Source organism: Peloplasma aerotolerans (assembly GCF_030012175.1).
Taxonomy (GTDB): domain Bacteria; phylum Bacillota_I; class Bacilli_A; order Acholeplasmatales; family Acholeplasmataceae; genus Peloplasma; species Peloplasma aerotolerans.
In genome coordinates this window covers 52,592-70,268 of the sequence record NZ_JASCXW010000002.1, presented here as the reverse complement: position 1 = coordinate 70,268, position 17,677 = coordinate 52,592, and the positions used below count along the sequence as shown (strand labels likewise).

At 33.0% G+C, this 17,677-nt stretch carries 16 protein-coding genes; 9 read left to right on the top strand and 7 right to left on the bottom strand.

Features of this window, described 5'->3' with window-relative positions; all coding sequences use genetic code 11:
* Positions 1–4: 4 nt before the first annotated feature.
* From QJ521_RS01295 to QJ521_RS01260, 8 genes are all read left to right on the top strand, one after another.
* Positions 5–295: a YbaB/EbfC family nucleoid-associated protein gene (locus tag QJ521_RS01295; RefSeq protein ID WP_282838598.1), complete on the top strand. Its 291-nt coding sequence runs from the start codon at positions 5–7 to the stop codon at positions 293–295.
* Complete coding sequence (recR, locus tag QJ521_RS01290) at positions 295–885, top strand: recombination mediator RecR (RefSeq protein ID WP_282838597.1); 591 nt, start codon at positions 295–297, stop codon at positions 883–885. Before QJ521_RS01295 ends, recR begins: the two co-directional genes overlap by 1 nt.
* A 12-nt stretch (positions 886–897) precedes the next feature.
* Positions 898–1,167, top strand: coding sequence for a hypothetical protein (locus tag QJ521_RS01285; RefSeq protein ID WP_282838596.1), 270 nt, complete (start codon positions 898–900; stop codon positions 1,165–1,167).
* 59 nt (positions 1,168–1,226) lie between these two features.
* Positions 1,227–1,781 carry a DNA-directed RNA polymerase subunit delta gene (rpoE, locus tag QJ521_RS01280; RefSeq protein WP_282838595.1) on the top strand — a complete coding sequence of 185 codons (555 nt, stop codon included), beginning with the start codon at positions 1,227–1,229 and terminating at the stop codon, positions 1,779–1,781.
* A gap of 130 nt (positions 1,782–1,911) precedes the next feature.
* Complete coding sequence (locus QJ521_RS01275) at positions 1,912–2,526, top strand: GNAT family N-acetyltransferase (RefSeq protein ID WP_282838594.1); 615 nt, start codon at positions 1,912–1,914, stop codon at positions 2,524–2,526.
* Positions 2,527–2,642: 116 nt separating this feature from the next.
* The gene (gene pyrG / locus QJ521_RS01270) at positions 2,643–4,238 is read left to right on the top strand and encodes a CTP synthase (RefSeq protein ID WP_282838593.1); all 1,596 of its coding nucleotides are present in this window, start codon (positions 2,643–2,645) and stop codon (positions 4,236–4,238) included.
* A gap of 106 nt (positions 4,239–4,344) precedes the next feature.
* On the top strand, positions 4,345–5,211 hold the full coding sequence (gene fba, locus QJ521_RS01265) for a class II fructose-1,6-bisphosphate aldolase (RefSeq protein ID WP_282838592.1): 867 nt from the start codon (positions 4,345–4,347) through the stop codon (positions 5,209–5,211).
* Positions 5,212–5,225: 14 nt separating this feature from the next.
* Entirely contained in the window at positions 5,226–5,777 is a 552-nt protein-coding gene (locus tag QJ521_RS01260; RefSeq protein ID WP_282838591.1) for a hypothetical protein, read from the top strand.
* Between the two features lie 35 nt (positions 5,778–5,812).
* On the opposite strand, the gene QJ521_RS01255 is transcribed toward QJ521_RS01260, so the two are convergent.
* The 4 genes from QJ521_RS01255 to QJ521_RS01240 form a co-directional block, all read right to left on the bottom strand.
* Positions 5,813–6,745, bottom strand: a complete 933-nt coding sequence (locus QJ521_RS01255) for an NAD-dependent epimerase/dehydratase family protein (RefSeq protein ID WP_282838590.1) — start codon at positions 6,743–6,745, stop codon at positions 5,813–5,815.
* Positions 6,746–6,851: 106 nt separating this feature from the next.
* Entirely contained in the window at positions 6,852–9,458 is a 2,607-nt protein-coding gene (locus QJ521_RS01250; RefSeq protein WP_282838589.1) for a hypothetical protein, read from the bottom strand.
* Positions 9,459–9,675: 217 nt separating this feature from the next.
* Positions 9,676–12,198 (bottom strand): ABC transporter permease family protein, encoded by a 2,523-nt coding sequence (locus QJ521_RS01245; protein ID WP_282838588.1) that lies wholly within the window; start codon positions 12,196–12,198, stop codon positions 9,676–9,678.
* Complete coding sequence (locus QJ521_RS01240) at positions 12,182–12,859, bottom strand: ABC transporter ATP-binding protein (protein WP_282838587.1); 678 nt, start codon at positions 12,857–12,859, stop codon at positions 12,182–12,184. Before QJ521_RS01240 ends, QJ521_RS01245 begins: the two co-directional genes overlap by 17 nt.
* Before the next feature lie 170 nt (positions 12,860–13,029).
* Between QJ521_RS01240 and QJ521_RS01235 the strand changes: the two genes are divergently transcribed.
* Positions 13,030–13,923 carry a helix-turn-helix domain-containing protein gene (locus QJ521_RS01235; protein ID WP_282838586.1) on the top strand — a complete coding sequence of 298 codons (894 nt, stop codon included), beginning with the start codon at positions 13,030–13,032 and terminating at the stop codon, positions 13,921–13,923.
* Between the two features lie 38 nt (positions 13,924–13,961).
* Here QJ521_RS01235 and lysS read toward each other — a convergent pair whose 3' ends face one another.
* Genes lysS through ftsH form a run of 3 tightly spaced genes read right to left on the bottom strand, consistent with a single transcriptional unit; the run spans position 13,962 to position 17,667 of the window.
* Complete coding sequence (gene lysS / locus QJ521_RS01230; RefSeq protein ID WP_282838585.1) at positions 13,962–15,446, bottom strand: lysine--tRNA ligase; 1,485 nt, start codon at positions 15,444–15,446, stop codon at positions 13,962–13,964.
* A 60-nt stretch (positions 15,447–15,506) separates the two neighbouring features.
* Positions 15,507–15,752 carry an RNA-binding S4 domain-containing protein gene (locus QJ521_RS01225; protein ID WP_347568069.1) on the bottom strand — a complete coding sequence of 82 codons (246 nt, stop codon included), beginning with the start codon at positions 15,750–15,752 and terminating at the stop codon, positions 15,507–15,509.
* Entirely contained in the window at positions 15,742–17,667 is a 1,926-nt protein-coding gene (gene ftsH, locus QJ521_RS01220; protein ID WP_282838583.1) for an ATP-dependent zinc metalloprotease FtsH, read from the bottom strand. Before ftsH ends, QJ521_RS01225 begins: the two co-directional genes overlap by 11 nt.
* Positions 17,668–17,677 lie beyond the last annotated feature (10 nt).

Genomic DNA, 17,677 nt, shown 5'->3' with positions numbered 1-17,677 from the left:
CAAAATGAATCCAAATATGTTAAGCAAACTAAAAAAAATACAAAAGCAAATGATGGAAGCTCAAGAAGCGTTAGAAAGAAAAGAATTCTTTGGTAAAGCATCTGGAGTCACAGTCGTTATGCAAGGCACAAGACAAGTCATTGATGTGCAAATCAATCCTGAGTTTTTAGAAGAGGTTGATTTACTCCAAGATTCTATTTTGCTTGCAGTGAATGACGCATTGAAACAGATTGAAAAAGAACAAGAAGAAACGATGGGACAGTTTAGTGGTGGTTTAGGTGGGTTTGGATTTTAATGTATCCTAACATACTAAAGAAAATCATTGAAGATTTTCAAAAACTTCCAGGTATTGGAGAAAAAACTGCTGAAAGGTTAGCACTACATCTTGTTACTAAAATTGATAATGATGAAATTATTCAATTTTCTAACCATTTAGCAAACCTTAAAGAGGAAATCAAATACTGCAATAAATGTCATATGATTACCGATCATGATGTTTGCGAGATTTGCAGCAACCCAAATAGAGATCATCATATCATCATGGTGGTTGCTGATGCAAAAGATGTATTTGTTATGGAAAAGATGAAGACATACCATGGGCTTTATCATGTTCTTGGTGGTTTAGTAGATTTTTCAAGAGGTATTACAGATAAAGATTTAAACATAGATACTTTAGAGGAACGCTTAAAAAATGCTAAAGAGATGATTATAGCAACAAGTGGAACTGTTGAAGGTGAGATGACAGCTAAGTATTTAAAATCTTTGTTTGATGATAATAGACTTTCAGTAACAAGATTAGCATATGGACTACCCGTTGGAGCAGATTTGAAATATGCAGATGAATTAACATTGAGTAAGGCTGTTGAAAACAGACTGAAGTATTAGGAGGAAAAAACGATGTGGGATACAATTAAAGGATTTTTAGGATCTATTTATGGTAGGTTTAACGAGTTTTTGCAGACAACATTAAACATTGATCAAAAGTTAATCGGACTCTATGAAGAGTTTGTCGTACCATTGCCAGAGTTAATAAAGATTGTCGGTATTGTGTTTGCTGGAATTATTTTAGTTCTTGGCGTTATGAGTTTTGTTAAGAAAATGCTAAAATTATTCATTGTACTTGCTGTGATTCTTGCTATCGTTTTATTAATTACTCAATTAAGATAAATAACACTTGCAAAAACAAGATGATTAGTATACAATATATACGGTTTTAGGAGGCAGAAATGAGCGATAAAATGAAATCATTAGCAATGCTTGATGTAGCAGAAATTCTATTAAAAGACAGCAAGAAGCCAATGACCATCCAACAATTAATTCAAAGTGTTGCTGAAATCAAAGAAATTTCACTAGAAGATGTTGACAAATTGACGCAACTTTACATGGATATAACACAAAGCGCAAAGTTTGTGTATTGTGGTGATGACCAATGGGATTTGAAAGAAAGAAATTTAGAATTATGGGATAAAGACGGTTTCGCCTTTGTTCAAGCTGAAGATATTGAAGAAGATGTCGAAGAAGACTTAGACTTTACTGAGTATACTCTTGAAGAAGAGGAAGAAGAAGTTAAGGTGAAAGTTGAAAAAGATGATGATGAAGAAGATGAAGAAGTCGACGAAGAAATCAAGGAAGAAAAAGCTTATATCGAAATTGATCTACCAACGAAGTCAACAGATGATGACGATGTAGATGATGATGTTGAAATTGAATTCGACGATGATTATGACGAAGACGATTATAACGAAATCATGGACGATTATGAAGATATGTATGATGAGTAATACACATCAGCTATAAAAATGTATTCTAATGGGTATACATTGCGTATACCCTTTTTTCATCGAATCAAACAAAAAGTTTGATTTAGTTGATATAATCAATATAATTAAATAATGAAGGTGGGGTTTATTTATGGAAAATTTTTATGAAATATTAGGTTATGTGGCATCTTTTATTGTTCTGGTGTCATTGCTCATGAGTTCTGTAAAGAGGTTGAGATGGATCAACTTGTTTGGGTCTCTAGTTTTTGCTGTATATGGATTTTTAATTGGAGCAATCCCAGTAGGAGTTATGAATACCGGTATTGCAATGATCAATGTTTACTACTTATTTCAAATGTATACAAAAAAAGATTACTTTACACTGATTGAAATGAAAAAAGACACAGAATATTTTAAGTATTTTATGAGTTTTTATCGCGATAACATGAAAAGTTTTATGAATGTTGATGATCATTTAGAAGATGATCAATATTTAAAATTATTTATTTTGAGAAACACAGTACCCGCAGGTGTAGTTGTAGGTGAATATGAAGATAAGCATACATTAAAAATTCTTATTGATTATGTTACTCCAACATATCGTGATTTTAAAGTAGGACAGTTTCTCTATGAAGATAAAAAAGACTTTTTTTCAAAATTAGGTGTTAAAAAACTAACAACACATCCTGGAAACATAAAACACCAAGCATATTTAAAGAAAATGGGTTTTATCGAAAACAATAATGTATTCATAAAAGAAATCTGAAAAAAATTAAATATATGTTGTGTTTCAACCATCTTTTGATATAATAGATAAGGGCACACCAAAGAGTCTCCTAATTACAGGAGATTCTTTTCTTTTAAAAAGTAGGAGGGTAAAAAATGGCTAAATATATATTTGTAACTGGAGGAGTTGTCTCTAGTTTGGGAAAAGGAATCACAGCTTCAGCAATCGGTCAATTATTGAAAAGTAGAGGGCTGAAAGTATTTATGCAAAAATTTGATCCCTACATTAATGTTGATCCAGGGACAATGAGTCCATATCAGCATGGGGAAGTTTTTGTGACTGAAGATGGGGCAGAAACTGACCTTGATTTAGGACACTATGAAAGATTCATTGATGAAAACCTCAATAGACATTCAAGTATTACAACAGGAAAGATCTATCAAACTGTTTTAAAAAGAGAAAGACGTGGCGACTATTTAGGTGCTACTGTCCAGGTTATCCCGCATATTACAGATCAAATTAAAAAGAAGTTAGTCGATGTTGCTAAACACTCGAATCCTGATGTAGTCATTACCGAAATTGGTGGTACAGTCGGCGATATTGAATCACTTCCATTTTTAGAAGCTATTCGTCAAGCAAGACGTGATTTTGGTTTCAACAATACCCTATATATTCACAATACTTTGGTCCCTTATTTAAAAGCAGCAAATGAAATTAAAACAAAACCAACTCAACATAGCGTTAAAGAGCTAATGAGTTTAGGTATACACCCAGATGTTATTATGCTTAGAAGCGAAAAGCCTATATCTCAAGAAGTCAAAGACAAAATAGCTTTATTTTGTGACGTAGACGCAAAAGCTGTATTTGAATCGCTAGATGTTGATGTATTATATGAAGTTATTATTAATCTACACAAGCAAAAAATAGATGATTGGATTCTACAACACTTTGGATACCAACATCAGCCTAATGCAGATATAACACCATGGATAGATTTAGTCGATCGTATTAAAAACTTAAAAAAAGAAGTTACAATCGGCTTGGTTGGTAAATATGTTCAATTATATGATGCATATCTATCGGTTAGCGAGGCTTTGAAACATGCTGGATACTTTCACAATCATACAATCAATATCAAATGGATCAACGCAGAAGCTGTTGATGCATCAAATATTAAAGAAAACTTAAAAGGTTGTCAAGGTGTTGTTGTTCCTGGAGGATTCGGGAAAAGAGCAACAGAAGGAAAATTGGCAGCAATCCAATATGCAAGAGAAAACAATATTCCATATTTGGGATTATGTTATGGAATGCAACTTGCAGTCATTGAGTATGCAGTAAATGTATTAAATATTAAAGACGCTTCTTCAACAGAAATTGAACCAAACACCAAAAATCCTGTTATTTCTCTACAAAGAGGTAGACTCTCAGATGAAGATCTAGGGGGCACACTACGCTTAGGATTATATGACTGTGAAATAAAAGAAGGAACACGTGCATTTTCAGCTTACCAGACTAAACTCATTCAAGAAAGACATCGTCACAGATATGAATTCAATAATGCTTACTTAGAACAGTTCGAAGAAAGCGATATGGTTATATCTGGATATAATAGTGAATATCAATTGGTTGAAATGGTTGAGCTTGCAAACCACCCATGGTTTGTTGCTGTTCAATTTCACCCAGAATTTCTATCAAGACCACTACGTCCACATCCGCTATTTAGAGATTTTATTGGGGCAATTGTAAAGTAAGTTTCACATAATGATTCATGCAACCGATTACAAGCCCAGTTTTATTGCTAAAAGCAATACTTTGTAATATAATAGATTTGACCAAAATTCAAGGAGGAATATAATAATGGCAGTAGTATCAGCAAAAGAAATGTTATTAAAAGCACACAAAGAAGGATATGGTGTTGCTCAAATAAACATTAATAATTTAGAATGGATTAAAGCAGTTTTAACGACTGTAGAAGAACTTAAATCACCAGTTATTTTAGGTGTATCTGAAGGTGCAGCTAAATACATGGGAGGATATAAGAATGTTATGGCGATGGTAAGAACATTAGATGAGCATTATAATGTTTCCGTACCAGTAGCTGTTCATTTGGATCATGGAACATATGAAGGAGCATATAAAGCTCTAGAAGCTGGATTCACATCAATTATGTTTGATGGTTCACATTACCCATTTGAAGAAAATTTAGCGAAAACAAAAGAAATCGTAAAAGCATGTCATGCAAAAGGTGTTTCTGTTGAAGCTGAAGTTGGATCAATTGGTGGAGAAGAAGATGGTGTAATCGGAGCTGGAGAAATTGCAGATCCTAAAGAGTGTGCAGCAATTGCAGCAACCGGTGTAGATATGTTTGCAGCTGGTATTGGTAATATTCATGGGACATACCCACCAAACTGGAAAGGTTTAGACTTTGAAGTGTTAGCAGAGGTTCAACGTGTTACTGGTGGTGTACCTCTAGTTTTACATGGTGGAACAGGTATTCCTGAAGAAATGGTAAAAAAGGCTATTTCATTAGGCGTATCAAAAATCAATGTGAATACTGAACTTCAATTAGCATTTGCAGCAGCTACGCGTAAATACATTGAAGAAGGTAAAGACCGTCAAGGTAAGGGATTTGACCCAAGAAAATTATTAAATCCAGGATATGAAGCAATCAAACAAACAATTAGAGAAAAACTTGAAATGTTTGGTTCGGTTAATAAAGCTTAAGAAGAGGTGATTGTATGCGTGATGAAAAAGTTTATCACGAGTATGCCAATTGGAAGCTTGAACATCATGAGTTGCTAAAGTATTTAGTTGATAAAAACTCAGACTTGATTATTCGTTTTAAGCATGTCATCGACGTAACAGATCATCTATATGATAAATTGATTGACGATACGACATATACTGATGAAGAAGATCATATATTTGAAACAGGATTTTATTATCTTGCTGATCAGATTCATGAAATTGTTGAATTACTCAATCGTGCTTATGACAACAACATTAAAGACTTAGAAAATAGAGCTAAGGATGTCAATTTATTGTTAAGCACAATAGATTTTCAGAATGAATTATTAGGTGTTGAAAATTTTGAGCAAAAAGATATGGATAGTCTTGTCCAGTTTGAACAAGATATTCTAAAAAAACTTGAAAGTAAAGAAGAAGTGCCAATGGATATGTTTGTTAAATTGGATCAAATGACATTTGATTTATTTAAGAGACTTGATGTTGAGTATTATGCAATTAATGATATATTTTTAGAAATAGCAGATGAATTAGGTATACTATAAAAAAAGAGCGTTTAGCAATTGCTAAATTCTTTTTTTTATAGATAATATTTGACTAACCACTCAATAGACTCTTTAATCGTTTGATCAAATGGTGTTAATTCAGGTATTAAATGTTTTTTCATCTCTTGGTTACTATAATGGTAGTTTTCTTTTATTTTTGTAATCATCATTTGTGAGTACTTTGGAGAAAAAAATACAGCAAGTCTAACGATAATTGTGGGCAATGGTATGATTAATTTTGGCACTGTGGTTGCTTTTTCTATTGAGCGATATAAACTTTTAATCGTTTGATCCTCACCAGATAAAATCATATGCCCTCTATATGATGAGTTAGCTGCTATAAATATTGCTTTAGCAACATCTTTCACATCAATAAAGTTATATCCACCATTTAATGAAAATAATATTTTATGATTGAGTACTGATAGTATTTCTTTGCCTGCAGCTGAAGGTTTATAATCATGGACACCAATAACTGCTGATGGATAGAGTACTAGCGCATTTAAGCCATTAGATATTTGATTTAAGACATAATCTGTTGCCATTGCCTTTGAGGTTGCATAATATGTTTTCATCTTTTTTGGTGTCAATGAAATAGGTTCATAAACCAATCCTCGTTTGCTTTTTGGTATAACATCAACAGAACTAATATAGATAAAGCGATTCTTTTTTCTTAAACAAAGATCTGCTATTTTTTTAGTGCCTTGATAATTAGTTCGAAAACTCTGCATCTTTTCTTTGTTAAGTAAATCAATATATCCCGCACAATGAATAACAATATCATTTTCTAGAATATGTTCATTTAAAAAATCTTCATCAAAAATATTACCTACTTTAATATCTATAGGCAAATCATTAATTGAGTCATCTATTTTTCTAACAAGGACTCTAACTTTTTGGTTTTTATTTACTAGAAATCTGGTTACGTTATTACCTATATGTCCTGTTGCTCCAGTTATAATATACATGACTCACCTCAAGAATTTAGTTAATATCATTATATCAAATAAAAGAAAAAGAGGCTAATTTGATATAGCCTCTTTCAATTTATTGAATGTTTTATTTAATCAAGGATTAATCTTCAGGAAATAGAGCAAACATTGAAGCAAAGAATTGTTCGATTTCTGAAATTTGACCTTCAGTTAAATCTGTGAAATCATAAGCAGCGATCATATGAAGATCTGTAAATACTGCTTGGAAGTGAGATTCAATACCACCAATCATATCATCGATTTCTTGTTGAGTTGTTCCCATTTTGTCCATAATAAATGAATTTGATAGAATATCATCACCTATGATACCAATTGTGTCAAAGAATAATGTCTCATTAGCTAATGTAAATAAATCATCTAGAGCAAGAATCACAATACCCATTAAAGCATGTTGTTCAGTAATATTCCAATTTGAGTCAAACATTAATTCAGCAACATCCATACCTACAACTATAGTAAGTAGTTGGTTTTCAAGATTAATTACATTTGCAATCACCGTTGATACAGGAGTTACTAATTGTGCAAATGTTAGATTGAACTCAGTTTGATCAAACATTTCATCTTCCATCATATTTTGCATCATCAATGGAACACGAATTGCTGTTAGAATCTTTTCGATTTCAGGTTGTGTTAATCCTGCTGCTAAGATATTGTTATAGTCAACAAGCTGTGCAAATACGTTTTCGATTTGAGCAACAGTAGCTTGATCGATAACTTCCATATCTGATTGTGTTAGTTGATAGAAGTCTAGGAAGAATTGTCCTTCAGTTGCAATAAACTGAGCAAACACATCTGCACCTAAACCATATATAGTACTCAAACCAGCAACAATGTTATCATAATCAGCTAGAACTTCATCAATAACGAATTCCGCCATTGCATATTCATCTTCATCCATCTCTAATGCCATGACTTGTTTGACCAAATCACCAAATAGAAGAAGTAATTCTTTAACCGCATCGTCACCAAGTAATGTTTCTAATGTTGTAAACTTAGCTTCATTATCCAGTTTGAAGTCTTCTAGGAATGTTCCGACATATACTGCTAAAGCTACCACTTTCTCAAAATCATAAGTATCATCTGTATAATACCAATATTGATACTCTGGGTCATAGAGTTCTTCACCAGGGATAACCATTTCATCAGCAATCATCATGATATCTTCAACAGTTTGTTGATCTACCGCAGCTGCAAATGCTAGGAATAGATCAAATTTAGCATGTTCTAATTCACCTAGAAAATCTGTATAATCATAGAAGTCCTCTAAATCAAAGTCTCCTAATGCATTTGCGATATTAAACATGAAATAGTACATATCAGAGAAATATTCAGCATCAGGAAGTGTTGCATGTAAAATAGCCACAACTTCATCTTTAATTAAGAACATTTCTTCCATCGATGGGCCTTCTTCCATGACATCATCTAATAGAACAACTAAAGTTGGAGTTATACTATTATAGACTGTTACTAAATAATCAGTAACGTCGTGAATAGTTGATCTCAACATTGCTTTATTCAAAGTGAAATAAGCGAGTAATTCACCTAATCTAATCATATTTTCTTGATCTTTTTCAATTTCTCGTGTTAGATATCTTATTTCACCAGCAAGCCAGTAAACCTGATTTAAAACAGATAGAGGTGCTTCATTATTGTCGAGCAAATCTTCAAGTAAATCATTATTACCATCCATCTTTGCAGCTAAGAGTATTCCATAGAATGCTCTTACAACGGGATCCCAATGTGTTAAGAAATAATTTGAATCATGGAAATCATAATTATATAACAATTGACTTGCTATATAGGATATTTGACTAGTAATATAGTAGTAATCTTCATCATAACCTGTAAAAACGTCATCTAAATAAGGTAGTGTTTCAGTCGTTGTGTATGCCTCTAGTTCATTATAGAACATTGTATATTGAGGACTTGCATAAATGTCATCTAACTGATCTTCATAAAGTGCAAGTTCTTCTTGTCTATACATACTGTTTTCGGCCATCTCATCTAAGCCGATTCCCATAGCGATTAAACCGAGTTCAACAGCGACGTATGCGAAATCTTCAGTTGACATATTGAAATCAGAAATTGCATCTAGTTCATCCATCATACCACTAACAGAATCCATCATTGGCATTGATTCAGCCATATTTTTAATATGTGCAAAGAAACCAATTGCATTAACAGCTGTCATACCTCTAGCAAGAGTTGCATTACTGTAAGCAGTAGCTAAATTAGAAAATCTTTGATACTCTTCAAATTCCCAGTCTTCGTCAAAATCACCAACAACCATATTTGGAACATATTCTTCATTAATGATTGCAAGCACTTCAGCGTAGACATTAATCGGTATTACTGTTGGATCAGGATCAGATATATCAGCCTGAACTACATATGATGCTGAAGATGAAGGTAAGGAAACCGTATCTCCCGCAACTGCAACCACTGTAACCTGATAACTACCTTCTGCCAAAGCTAATGTATTTAAGTTAAACGTCGTTGTTGTGACAGTGTAAGTGTTTGTACCAACAATAACACGATATTCTTCTGCATTTTCAACTGCATCCCAAGTAACGATGCCGTTATTGATAACGACATTTGCAGGTGTATCCAACTCAATGGTTGTATCTCCACACGCTACAATAACTAAGGAGACCAATAACATAACCAAAAAACTTAATAATTTTCTCATTTTTCCTCCTTTTAATTCTATGAAATATCACTTGATAGTTCACAATAAAACTTAGCAAAATACTGTCTAGACCAACAGCCAAACAACAAATAATTATACGAACACAAAGGATATAATTACTTCAAGATTATTTCCCCCATGTTATTACCCACATTATACATCTAAATTTGTAGATATTACAAATAGGAGGGATTAAAAGTTAAAAAAATCAAAAAAATTAATGATATTTGAGTATTTTTGAAGGATTTACTCGATTTATTCCAAGTAAATAGATCAGTTTTGTTAATATGTACACAATAAGCAAGAGCATACTGCCAAACCAAATGGAACTTCCATAGAGACCAACATTTTCATATTGACCCAGTAAAATAAATAGTCCTCTTAACTGTGAAGCTATTAGTATGTATCCAAAGATTGATACAAGCAATAAAAGAGTAAAAACGATAAGCGACTCTTTGATGATTAGTTTTTGAATACCCTTGATTGATAATCCTACAACATACAGTTTTGCATAAGTATTTTCCATTTGATTAAGAAGTAAGAAAGAGTGATTAATAATAGCTAAAATGAAGCAAAGGACGATTGCAGATAAGATCATAGTAATATAAGAAGTTGTTTGAGCCATTTCAAAAATCCTACTTGATATGATTTCATTAAAGTCTATAATATAGACCATATTTTGGCCGTACCTATCAATGAGTTCTGTTTTTAATGTTGAATCATCAGTGGTGCTATTGATAAACATTGCGTTATATGTGGAATCTTTATACTCATCGACTAGATGCATATTGATAAAAGCTTGATTGGATAACTGTTTTTCAAAGAAGCCACCAACTATAAAGGGTATGTTTTCCTTAGTTGGGCTAAATGTTAAATAGATCTGATCCCCAATATGTATTTTATATATTTCATTGTATTTTTGAGGAAGCAAAATGATGAGTTCGTATGATTGAGATAATTTACTTAAATCATCTTGAGAGATATCAAGCGAGAAATAAGTGCTTATCTCTTGACTATCAATTGAGATAACAGAAATAATTTTATCAATTTCATGTCCAAAGTCGACGTTTTGATAATACCCTACTTTTGTTACAGTCTCAACATTCTCTATGTTTTGAACATCGTTATATGTGCTATCGTAACGACTGATGAAGTTTGTTAGGACATAATCAATTCTATATTCCCGATCAAATATCTCTATGCGTTCTTTCATGTAATCATTTGCTTGTACAATCATAAAAATACTAATGAAGCAAACCATCATGACTGATATATATTGAGGGAATGCATTTTTTGAAACTAGTGTTTTTAAATGGAGATAAAATCGAGTAAATTTCGAGTTGTTCTTAAATATGAGTATGATGAGACCAATTAAAAAGAATGATAATATAAATAGCAAGATCAAAGAAAACAAAGTTTTAATTACAGGTAGCATGTTACCCAGCGGTTTGCTGATTAATGAAAGATACAAGAGTCCATATAACAAAGCAGATAAAATAAGTGAATAAGTCAATGTCTTCATTGGGTATCTTTTTTCAGCGCCAAGATCACTCGATTGTGTGATATTTGATGCTTTGTTAAATTTATGCAAATAGTATAAGGTACTCATAAGATATATCACGGTAGTAAGGCAAGCGGTTATTATTACTGATTGAATATTTATTGTATAATTTGATGTTGAACCTAGATAGGTTAATCCTTTAGTAAAAACTAAGTTGGCAATAAATATAGATGGAATAAAGGCGATGATGTAAAGGATTAAAAGTTCAATTAAAACAATTCTCAATGAGAATGCAGATTGTCCACCTAATAAACCGATGACTGCAAAGGTTTTTTTCTTCTCATCATAATACAATAAAAAGGTCGTGTGCATAACAAGAAGTATTGCAGCAATCACGATAAAAATCACAAGTTCTAATATGACGGTATTTTGTCTAATTCTTGTATTGATTTCATTTGTTTGAATGACTTCCTCTATATCATAAGACTCATAGGCGGTTATACTTTGGACAAAATTCATTGCCTCATCTACCGATACACCCTGGGCAACATTAAAATAAACTCTATTATAAATGTTGACTAAAAGAGATGGAGGCAAAGTGCCTAAGGAAGGATTCATAGCGGTTAAAAATAATGATATACTACTTGATTTGTTGATGAAGACAGTATCGCCTTGAAATAGCCCCCCATCCTCAACAATTTCAATTATTCGCAAATCTCTTTGTGCTGAGCCAATGTACATCATAAATGAATCATTCAAGTTTAAACTATACTTTTCAGAAAAACTTTTTGTTATGACAACTTGGGAATCTGTTAATGCAATTGATGTATTTTCGTCTAAGTTCGACACAGGTATCAAATGTTCAATCGTCGAACTCATCGTCTTAACATATGTTTTATTTGACGCATCAATCTCTACAATTGTCTCAATTTCAAAAAATGGGTAATATGTCTCTATGTAGCCATTTAACTCTGTATTCTGTTGAAGGTGAGTAATGGAAAAATATCTCAGATTACTATTGAGATTTGTTTTCATAGAAAAATCTATTGTTCTATATTGGTCTTCTAACTCGTCATAATAATATGTATATAAAAAATCATTAACCGAGAGACCTAAAAGTAAAGATGCAAATAATGCAAAAAAACTTAAAACAATTAAGATAGACCGAACTTTAAAACGGATGATGTTTTTAAAGGCAAAACGAAAACTAAACAATAATTTGTTAATTACTGTTTTCATCTTTAATCACTTTCCCATCAAGCATATGCAATGTTCTTGTTCCATACTTGGTTGTGTCTTCATTATGTGTAACCATAATAATAGTCACGTTTAGCTCTTGATTCAATTTTTTGAATAGTTGCATGATGGACAAACCGTTTTTATAATCAAGACTACCGATAGGCTCATCAGCAAAAATAATTTTTGGATGATTGATTAATGCCCGTGCAATAGCAACTCTTTGTTGCATACCACCACTTAATTGGTACGGGTAGTAGTCATTGTTTTCTTTGATACCCACGAGGTCTAGGACATCTAGGATTTCAGATTTTGATTTTTGTGTTCCAAGGACTGATGACAAGAGTATATTTTCGTAAACTGTCAAGTTTGGAATCAAGTTAAACATTTGAAAAACAAACCCGATGTCATGAGATCTCATTTTTGCTTTTTCTGAATCGGTATATAAGTTGAGTTCCTTATCAAATAAAACAACACTGCCACCAGTATAAGGTTCTAGACCACTTAAAGTATAGAGTAGTGTTGTCTTACCGGATCCAGAAGGACCGCATATAGAAACAAACTCACCCTGTTTAACAGATAAGTCAATGCCCTTTAAAACTGGATAGGTAAGTTTTTCAACATGGTACACCTTTTGTAAGTTAGTTGCTTTTATTTGTGTCATAGCATAACCCCTTCTTTAAGGTTATTTTATCATATTATTCTATTTGAAGTTGTTTAGAGAAATAATAATGACATGAATGCTTAATAAAGTATCAAATTAATGATATTATAGTGATTGAAGTCAAGAAATTATTCGATTTACCTATTAAACTATAAGTGGATGTGATACATATGAAGTCAATTGAACAACTGAATGCAGTTCAAAAAATTCAAGACTATATCAATAATCATTTAAATGAAGAAATAACGCTTAAAACATTGTCTCGTGTTTCTGGCTATTCACCATCTCATACAGAACGTTTATTCAAAGAGTTAACTGATCAGAACTTATTTGATTATATACGTTTAATGAGATTAACGGATGCTGCTAAAACAATGAGACACAAGAAGAAGATTAAAATCATTGATATTAGTTTAAATTATTTATTTGATTATCATGAGGGATTTACAAGAGCATTTAGTAAAACATTTGGTGTTTCACCAAAAAAATATCAGAAGAATCCAATACCTGTTCAATACTTCATACCTTATAGTGTATTAAGTAGACACGTCCTAAAATTAAAGGAAGAGGTAAAAATTATGAAGAGTAAAACTGTATTTGTTCAAGTTGTAGAAAGACCTAAAAGAAAGGCAATTATTAAAAGAGGAATAAAAGCCAAAAGTTATTTTCCTTATTGCGAAGAAGTTGGTTGTGATGTGTGGGGTATTTTAGCGAGTATTCCTGATGCATTATATGAACCAGCTGGATTCTGGTTACCAAAACATTTAGTTAAACCTAATACGTCAGAGTATGTGCAAGGTGTTGAAATTAATCTAGATTATCATCAACAAATACCTGACGATTTTGATGTCGTTGAACTTGATGCATGTCAAATGATGATTTTTCAAGGTGAACCATATGATGATGTAAACTTTATGCAAGAAATTGGAGTAATCCAAGATCATATTGCAGTATTTGATCCTAAGTTATATGGATATGAGTGGGATGATAAACATCCATCGTTCCAATTAGAACCACAAAGTCATCGTGGATATATTGAAGCGAAACCAGTTAAAAAAATATAAAAAAGGAAGGCAGCTCGCTTGAGCTGCCTTTACTTTGGTTAACGATGTTTTAAATGTGGGAATAATATAACGTCTCTAATATTTGGAGTATTTGTGAGTAACATGACGAAACGGTCAATCCCAATACCAAGACCACCTGTAGGTGGCATGCCATATTCTAATGATTCGACAAAATCGATATCCATTTCGGTTGCTTCCTCATTACCCATATCTTTTTCTTTAACTTGATTTTCAAATCGTTCTCTTTGGTCAATTGGATCATTGAGTTCACTAAATGCGTTTGCGTATTCACTCTTCATAATGAACAATTCAAAACGATCAGTAAATCTTGGATCTTGCTCGTTTTTCTTAGCTAATGGACTGATTTCAATTGGATGTCCATAAACCATAGTTGGTTGTATGATTTGTTCCTCACAATATCTTTCAAAGAATGCTTCAACGATATGTCCATAACTAAAATGTTTTTCAACATGAATATCATGTTTTTTAGCCAAAGCCTTAGCATCTTCAAGTGACATTTGCTTCCAAAAATCTACCCCCGATAGTTCTTTAATCGCGTCGACCATATGCCAACGTTTCCAAGGGCGTTGCATGTGAATGGTTTGATCACTATATTGAATATCATAAGTTCCTAAGATATCATATGTTACTGTAGATAGACAGTCTTCAACTAAATTCATCATATCTTGCATATCTGCATATGCTTGATAAGCTTCAATCGTCGTGAACTCAGGGTTGTGTTTTGCGCTCATCCCTTCGTTTCTAAACAATCTACCGATTTCATATACAGCTTCTAGACCACCAACGATCAATCTTTTTAATGGTAGTTCGGTTGCTATTCTTAAATAGAAATCCATGTCTAAAGTGTTGTGGTGTGTAACGAATGGACGTGCAGCTGCTCCACCAAGTATGCTGTGCAATACTGGTGTTTCTACTTCAATAAAGCCTTTATTGTCAAAAAACTTTTGAATTGAACGAATAATTTTTGGTCTTAACATCGCGACTCTTTTGGATTCTTCATTAACGATTAGGTCAACATAGCGACGACGTCTTGCCTCTTCCTTGTCTTGTAATCCGTGGAACTTATCAGGTAAAGGACGAAGTGCTTTGGTTAAATGAGTAAATTCTGTAGCTTTTATCGTTAAAGCGTTTGTTTTTGTTCTAAAAACAACACCTTTAATACCAACGATGTCTCCTAAGTCTGAAGATATAAATGTTTCATATGCTGATTCACCAATCATATCCTGGCGAACATAGACTTGTATTTGTCCATCTCTATCTTGGATATGCATAAAACCGGCTTTACCTTGACCTCTTTTTAACATGATTCTACCTGCGATAGAAACATGTTCATTTTTTTCTTCTAATTGGTCATGATCAAAAGCATCAAACAAGTCATAGATTTGTTTGCTTGTATGTGTACGTTCGTATTTATGACCAAATGGGTCAATACCTCTATTTTTTAATTCTTGTGCTTTTTCTCTACGCACGATTTGTTGTTCTTTTAAATCTTCTGGATACATGAATTTATCCTCCTAATCCTAATCCAAGATATTATATCATAATAAAGGCCATAATTATAGTTATGGCCGTTTTTCTTCTGACAAAAGTTCGTACATGAGTTGGTCTTTCTTCATTTCTAAACTCATTACTTTCACGTTAATTATTTTTAGACCTAAATGAAGGGTTAAGACATCTCCAACATTAACCGTAGAAGAAGGTTTAGCGACTTTACCGTTTATTTCAACTTTAGATTTCTCTGCAGCTTCTTTTGCAACAGTTCGTCTTTTAATAATGCGTGCAACTTTTAAAAACTTATCAAGCCGCATCGCCATTCAACTCTTTCTTCTCTTTCCACCAAGATAATTCTCCTGTAGAAACAATCTCGTCGATATCTTGTTTAGTTAAAGTTTCAACTTCAATTAAATACTTAGCAATTAAGTCTAGTAAATCACGGTTTGACTCAATAATGTTTTTAGCTTTTTCAAAACATTGTGTAATGATATGTCTGACTTCTTTATCGATTTCATGTGCAACTTGATCAGAGAAGTTCTTTTCTTTGAAGTAATCTCTTCCTAAGAAGACATTCCCTCCAGAACTTTCGTATTGAATAGGACCTAAATCGCTCATTCCATACTCAGTTACCATTGATCTAGCAATTCTAGTTGCTACTTGGAAGTCATTATATGCTCCAGTTGTTACAGTGTCAAATATGATTTCTTCAGCAACTCTACCACCAAGGTAAGAAGTGATTCTTGCGATTAGTGATTTTTTAGTTTCAAGGAACTTTTCTTCAATAGGGACCATCAGGTTATAACCACCGGCACGCCCTCTAGGAATAATAGTAACTTTTTGGACGATATTCGCATCTTCAAGTTTAAGACCAATAACTGCATGACCTGCTTCATGATAAGCAACTGTACGTTTTTCATCGACAGAGTATTTTCTACTCTTCTTAGCCGGTCCCATCATAACACGGTCAATTGCTTCATCCATATCTTGTTCAGCAATCAGTGTTCTATTATCTCTTGCTGCAAGTAGAGCAGCCTCATTTAATAAGTTTTCTATATCAGCACCACTAAATCCTGGAATTCTAGATGCAAATTCACTAAGTTTAATCTTAGGATCAAGTTTTTTATTTCTAGCGTGAACTTTTAGGATTGCCTCACGTCCACGTACATCAGGTAAACTAATTGTTATTTGACGATCGAAACGACCTGGACGTAGTAATGCAGGGTCTAATACATCAGGACGGTTAGTAGCTGCCATGATGATAATACCCATATTGGTAGTGAATCCATCCATTTCAACAAGTAGTTGGTTTAGCGTTTGTTCTCTTTCATCATGTCCGCCACCAAGACCAGCACCACGTTGACGACCTACAGCATCGATTTCATCCATAAAGATAATACAAGGCGAATTCTCTTTTGCGACTTTAAACAAGTCACGTACACGAGAAGCACCAACACCAACAAACATTTCAACGAAATCTGAACCTGATATTGAGAAGAATGGAACATTTGCTTCTCCTGATACAGCACGTGCTAGTAGTGTTTTACCAGTACCTGGAGAACCTACAAGAAGTACACCTTTAGGGATTCTTGCACCCATATCAACATATTTTTTAGGCGCTTTAAGAAAGTCAATTAACTCTTCCATTTCTTGCTTTTCTTCATCCATACCAGCTACATCTTTAAATGTAATTGCTTTTTCACGATTTAGCTTAGCTCTATTTTTAGCAAAGTCAAATGCTTTACTATTTTGGTTATTTGCGTTTCTAAAGATGATAAATAAGATAACGAGTACCAATATAATTGGAACCAAATTAATTAACACAGTCCAAATGGTAATACCAGACCTTGGTGTTATCGTTGTTGCTCCGCCGTTATTCTCAACGGTTATAAGTATTTGTTGGGCATCATCTATATGAATAATACCTTCAAAACTGGATGTGCCATAAAATGTTACTGCAGCACTTCCATCTCTAAAAGTACCTTTAATTTGCACTAAGTAATAATTATCGCCACCAACTGGCGTATATTCTATAGATGCGATATAGTTTGATTCAGCAGCTTGTGTGATTTCGCTAGTGTTTAATGTCGCAACTTCACCTTGAAGTGCATCTCTTAAAAATAAGAAAACTCCAATAACGATAATCAGAGTAAAGAGCATGATTAGATAATCAGGCTTTTTACGATATTCAATTTTTTTCTTTGGATCCTGTCTTCTTGGGTTTGGATTCATAAAAGTACCT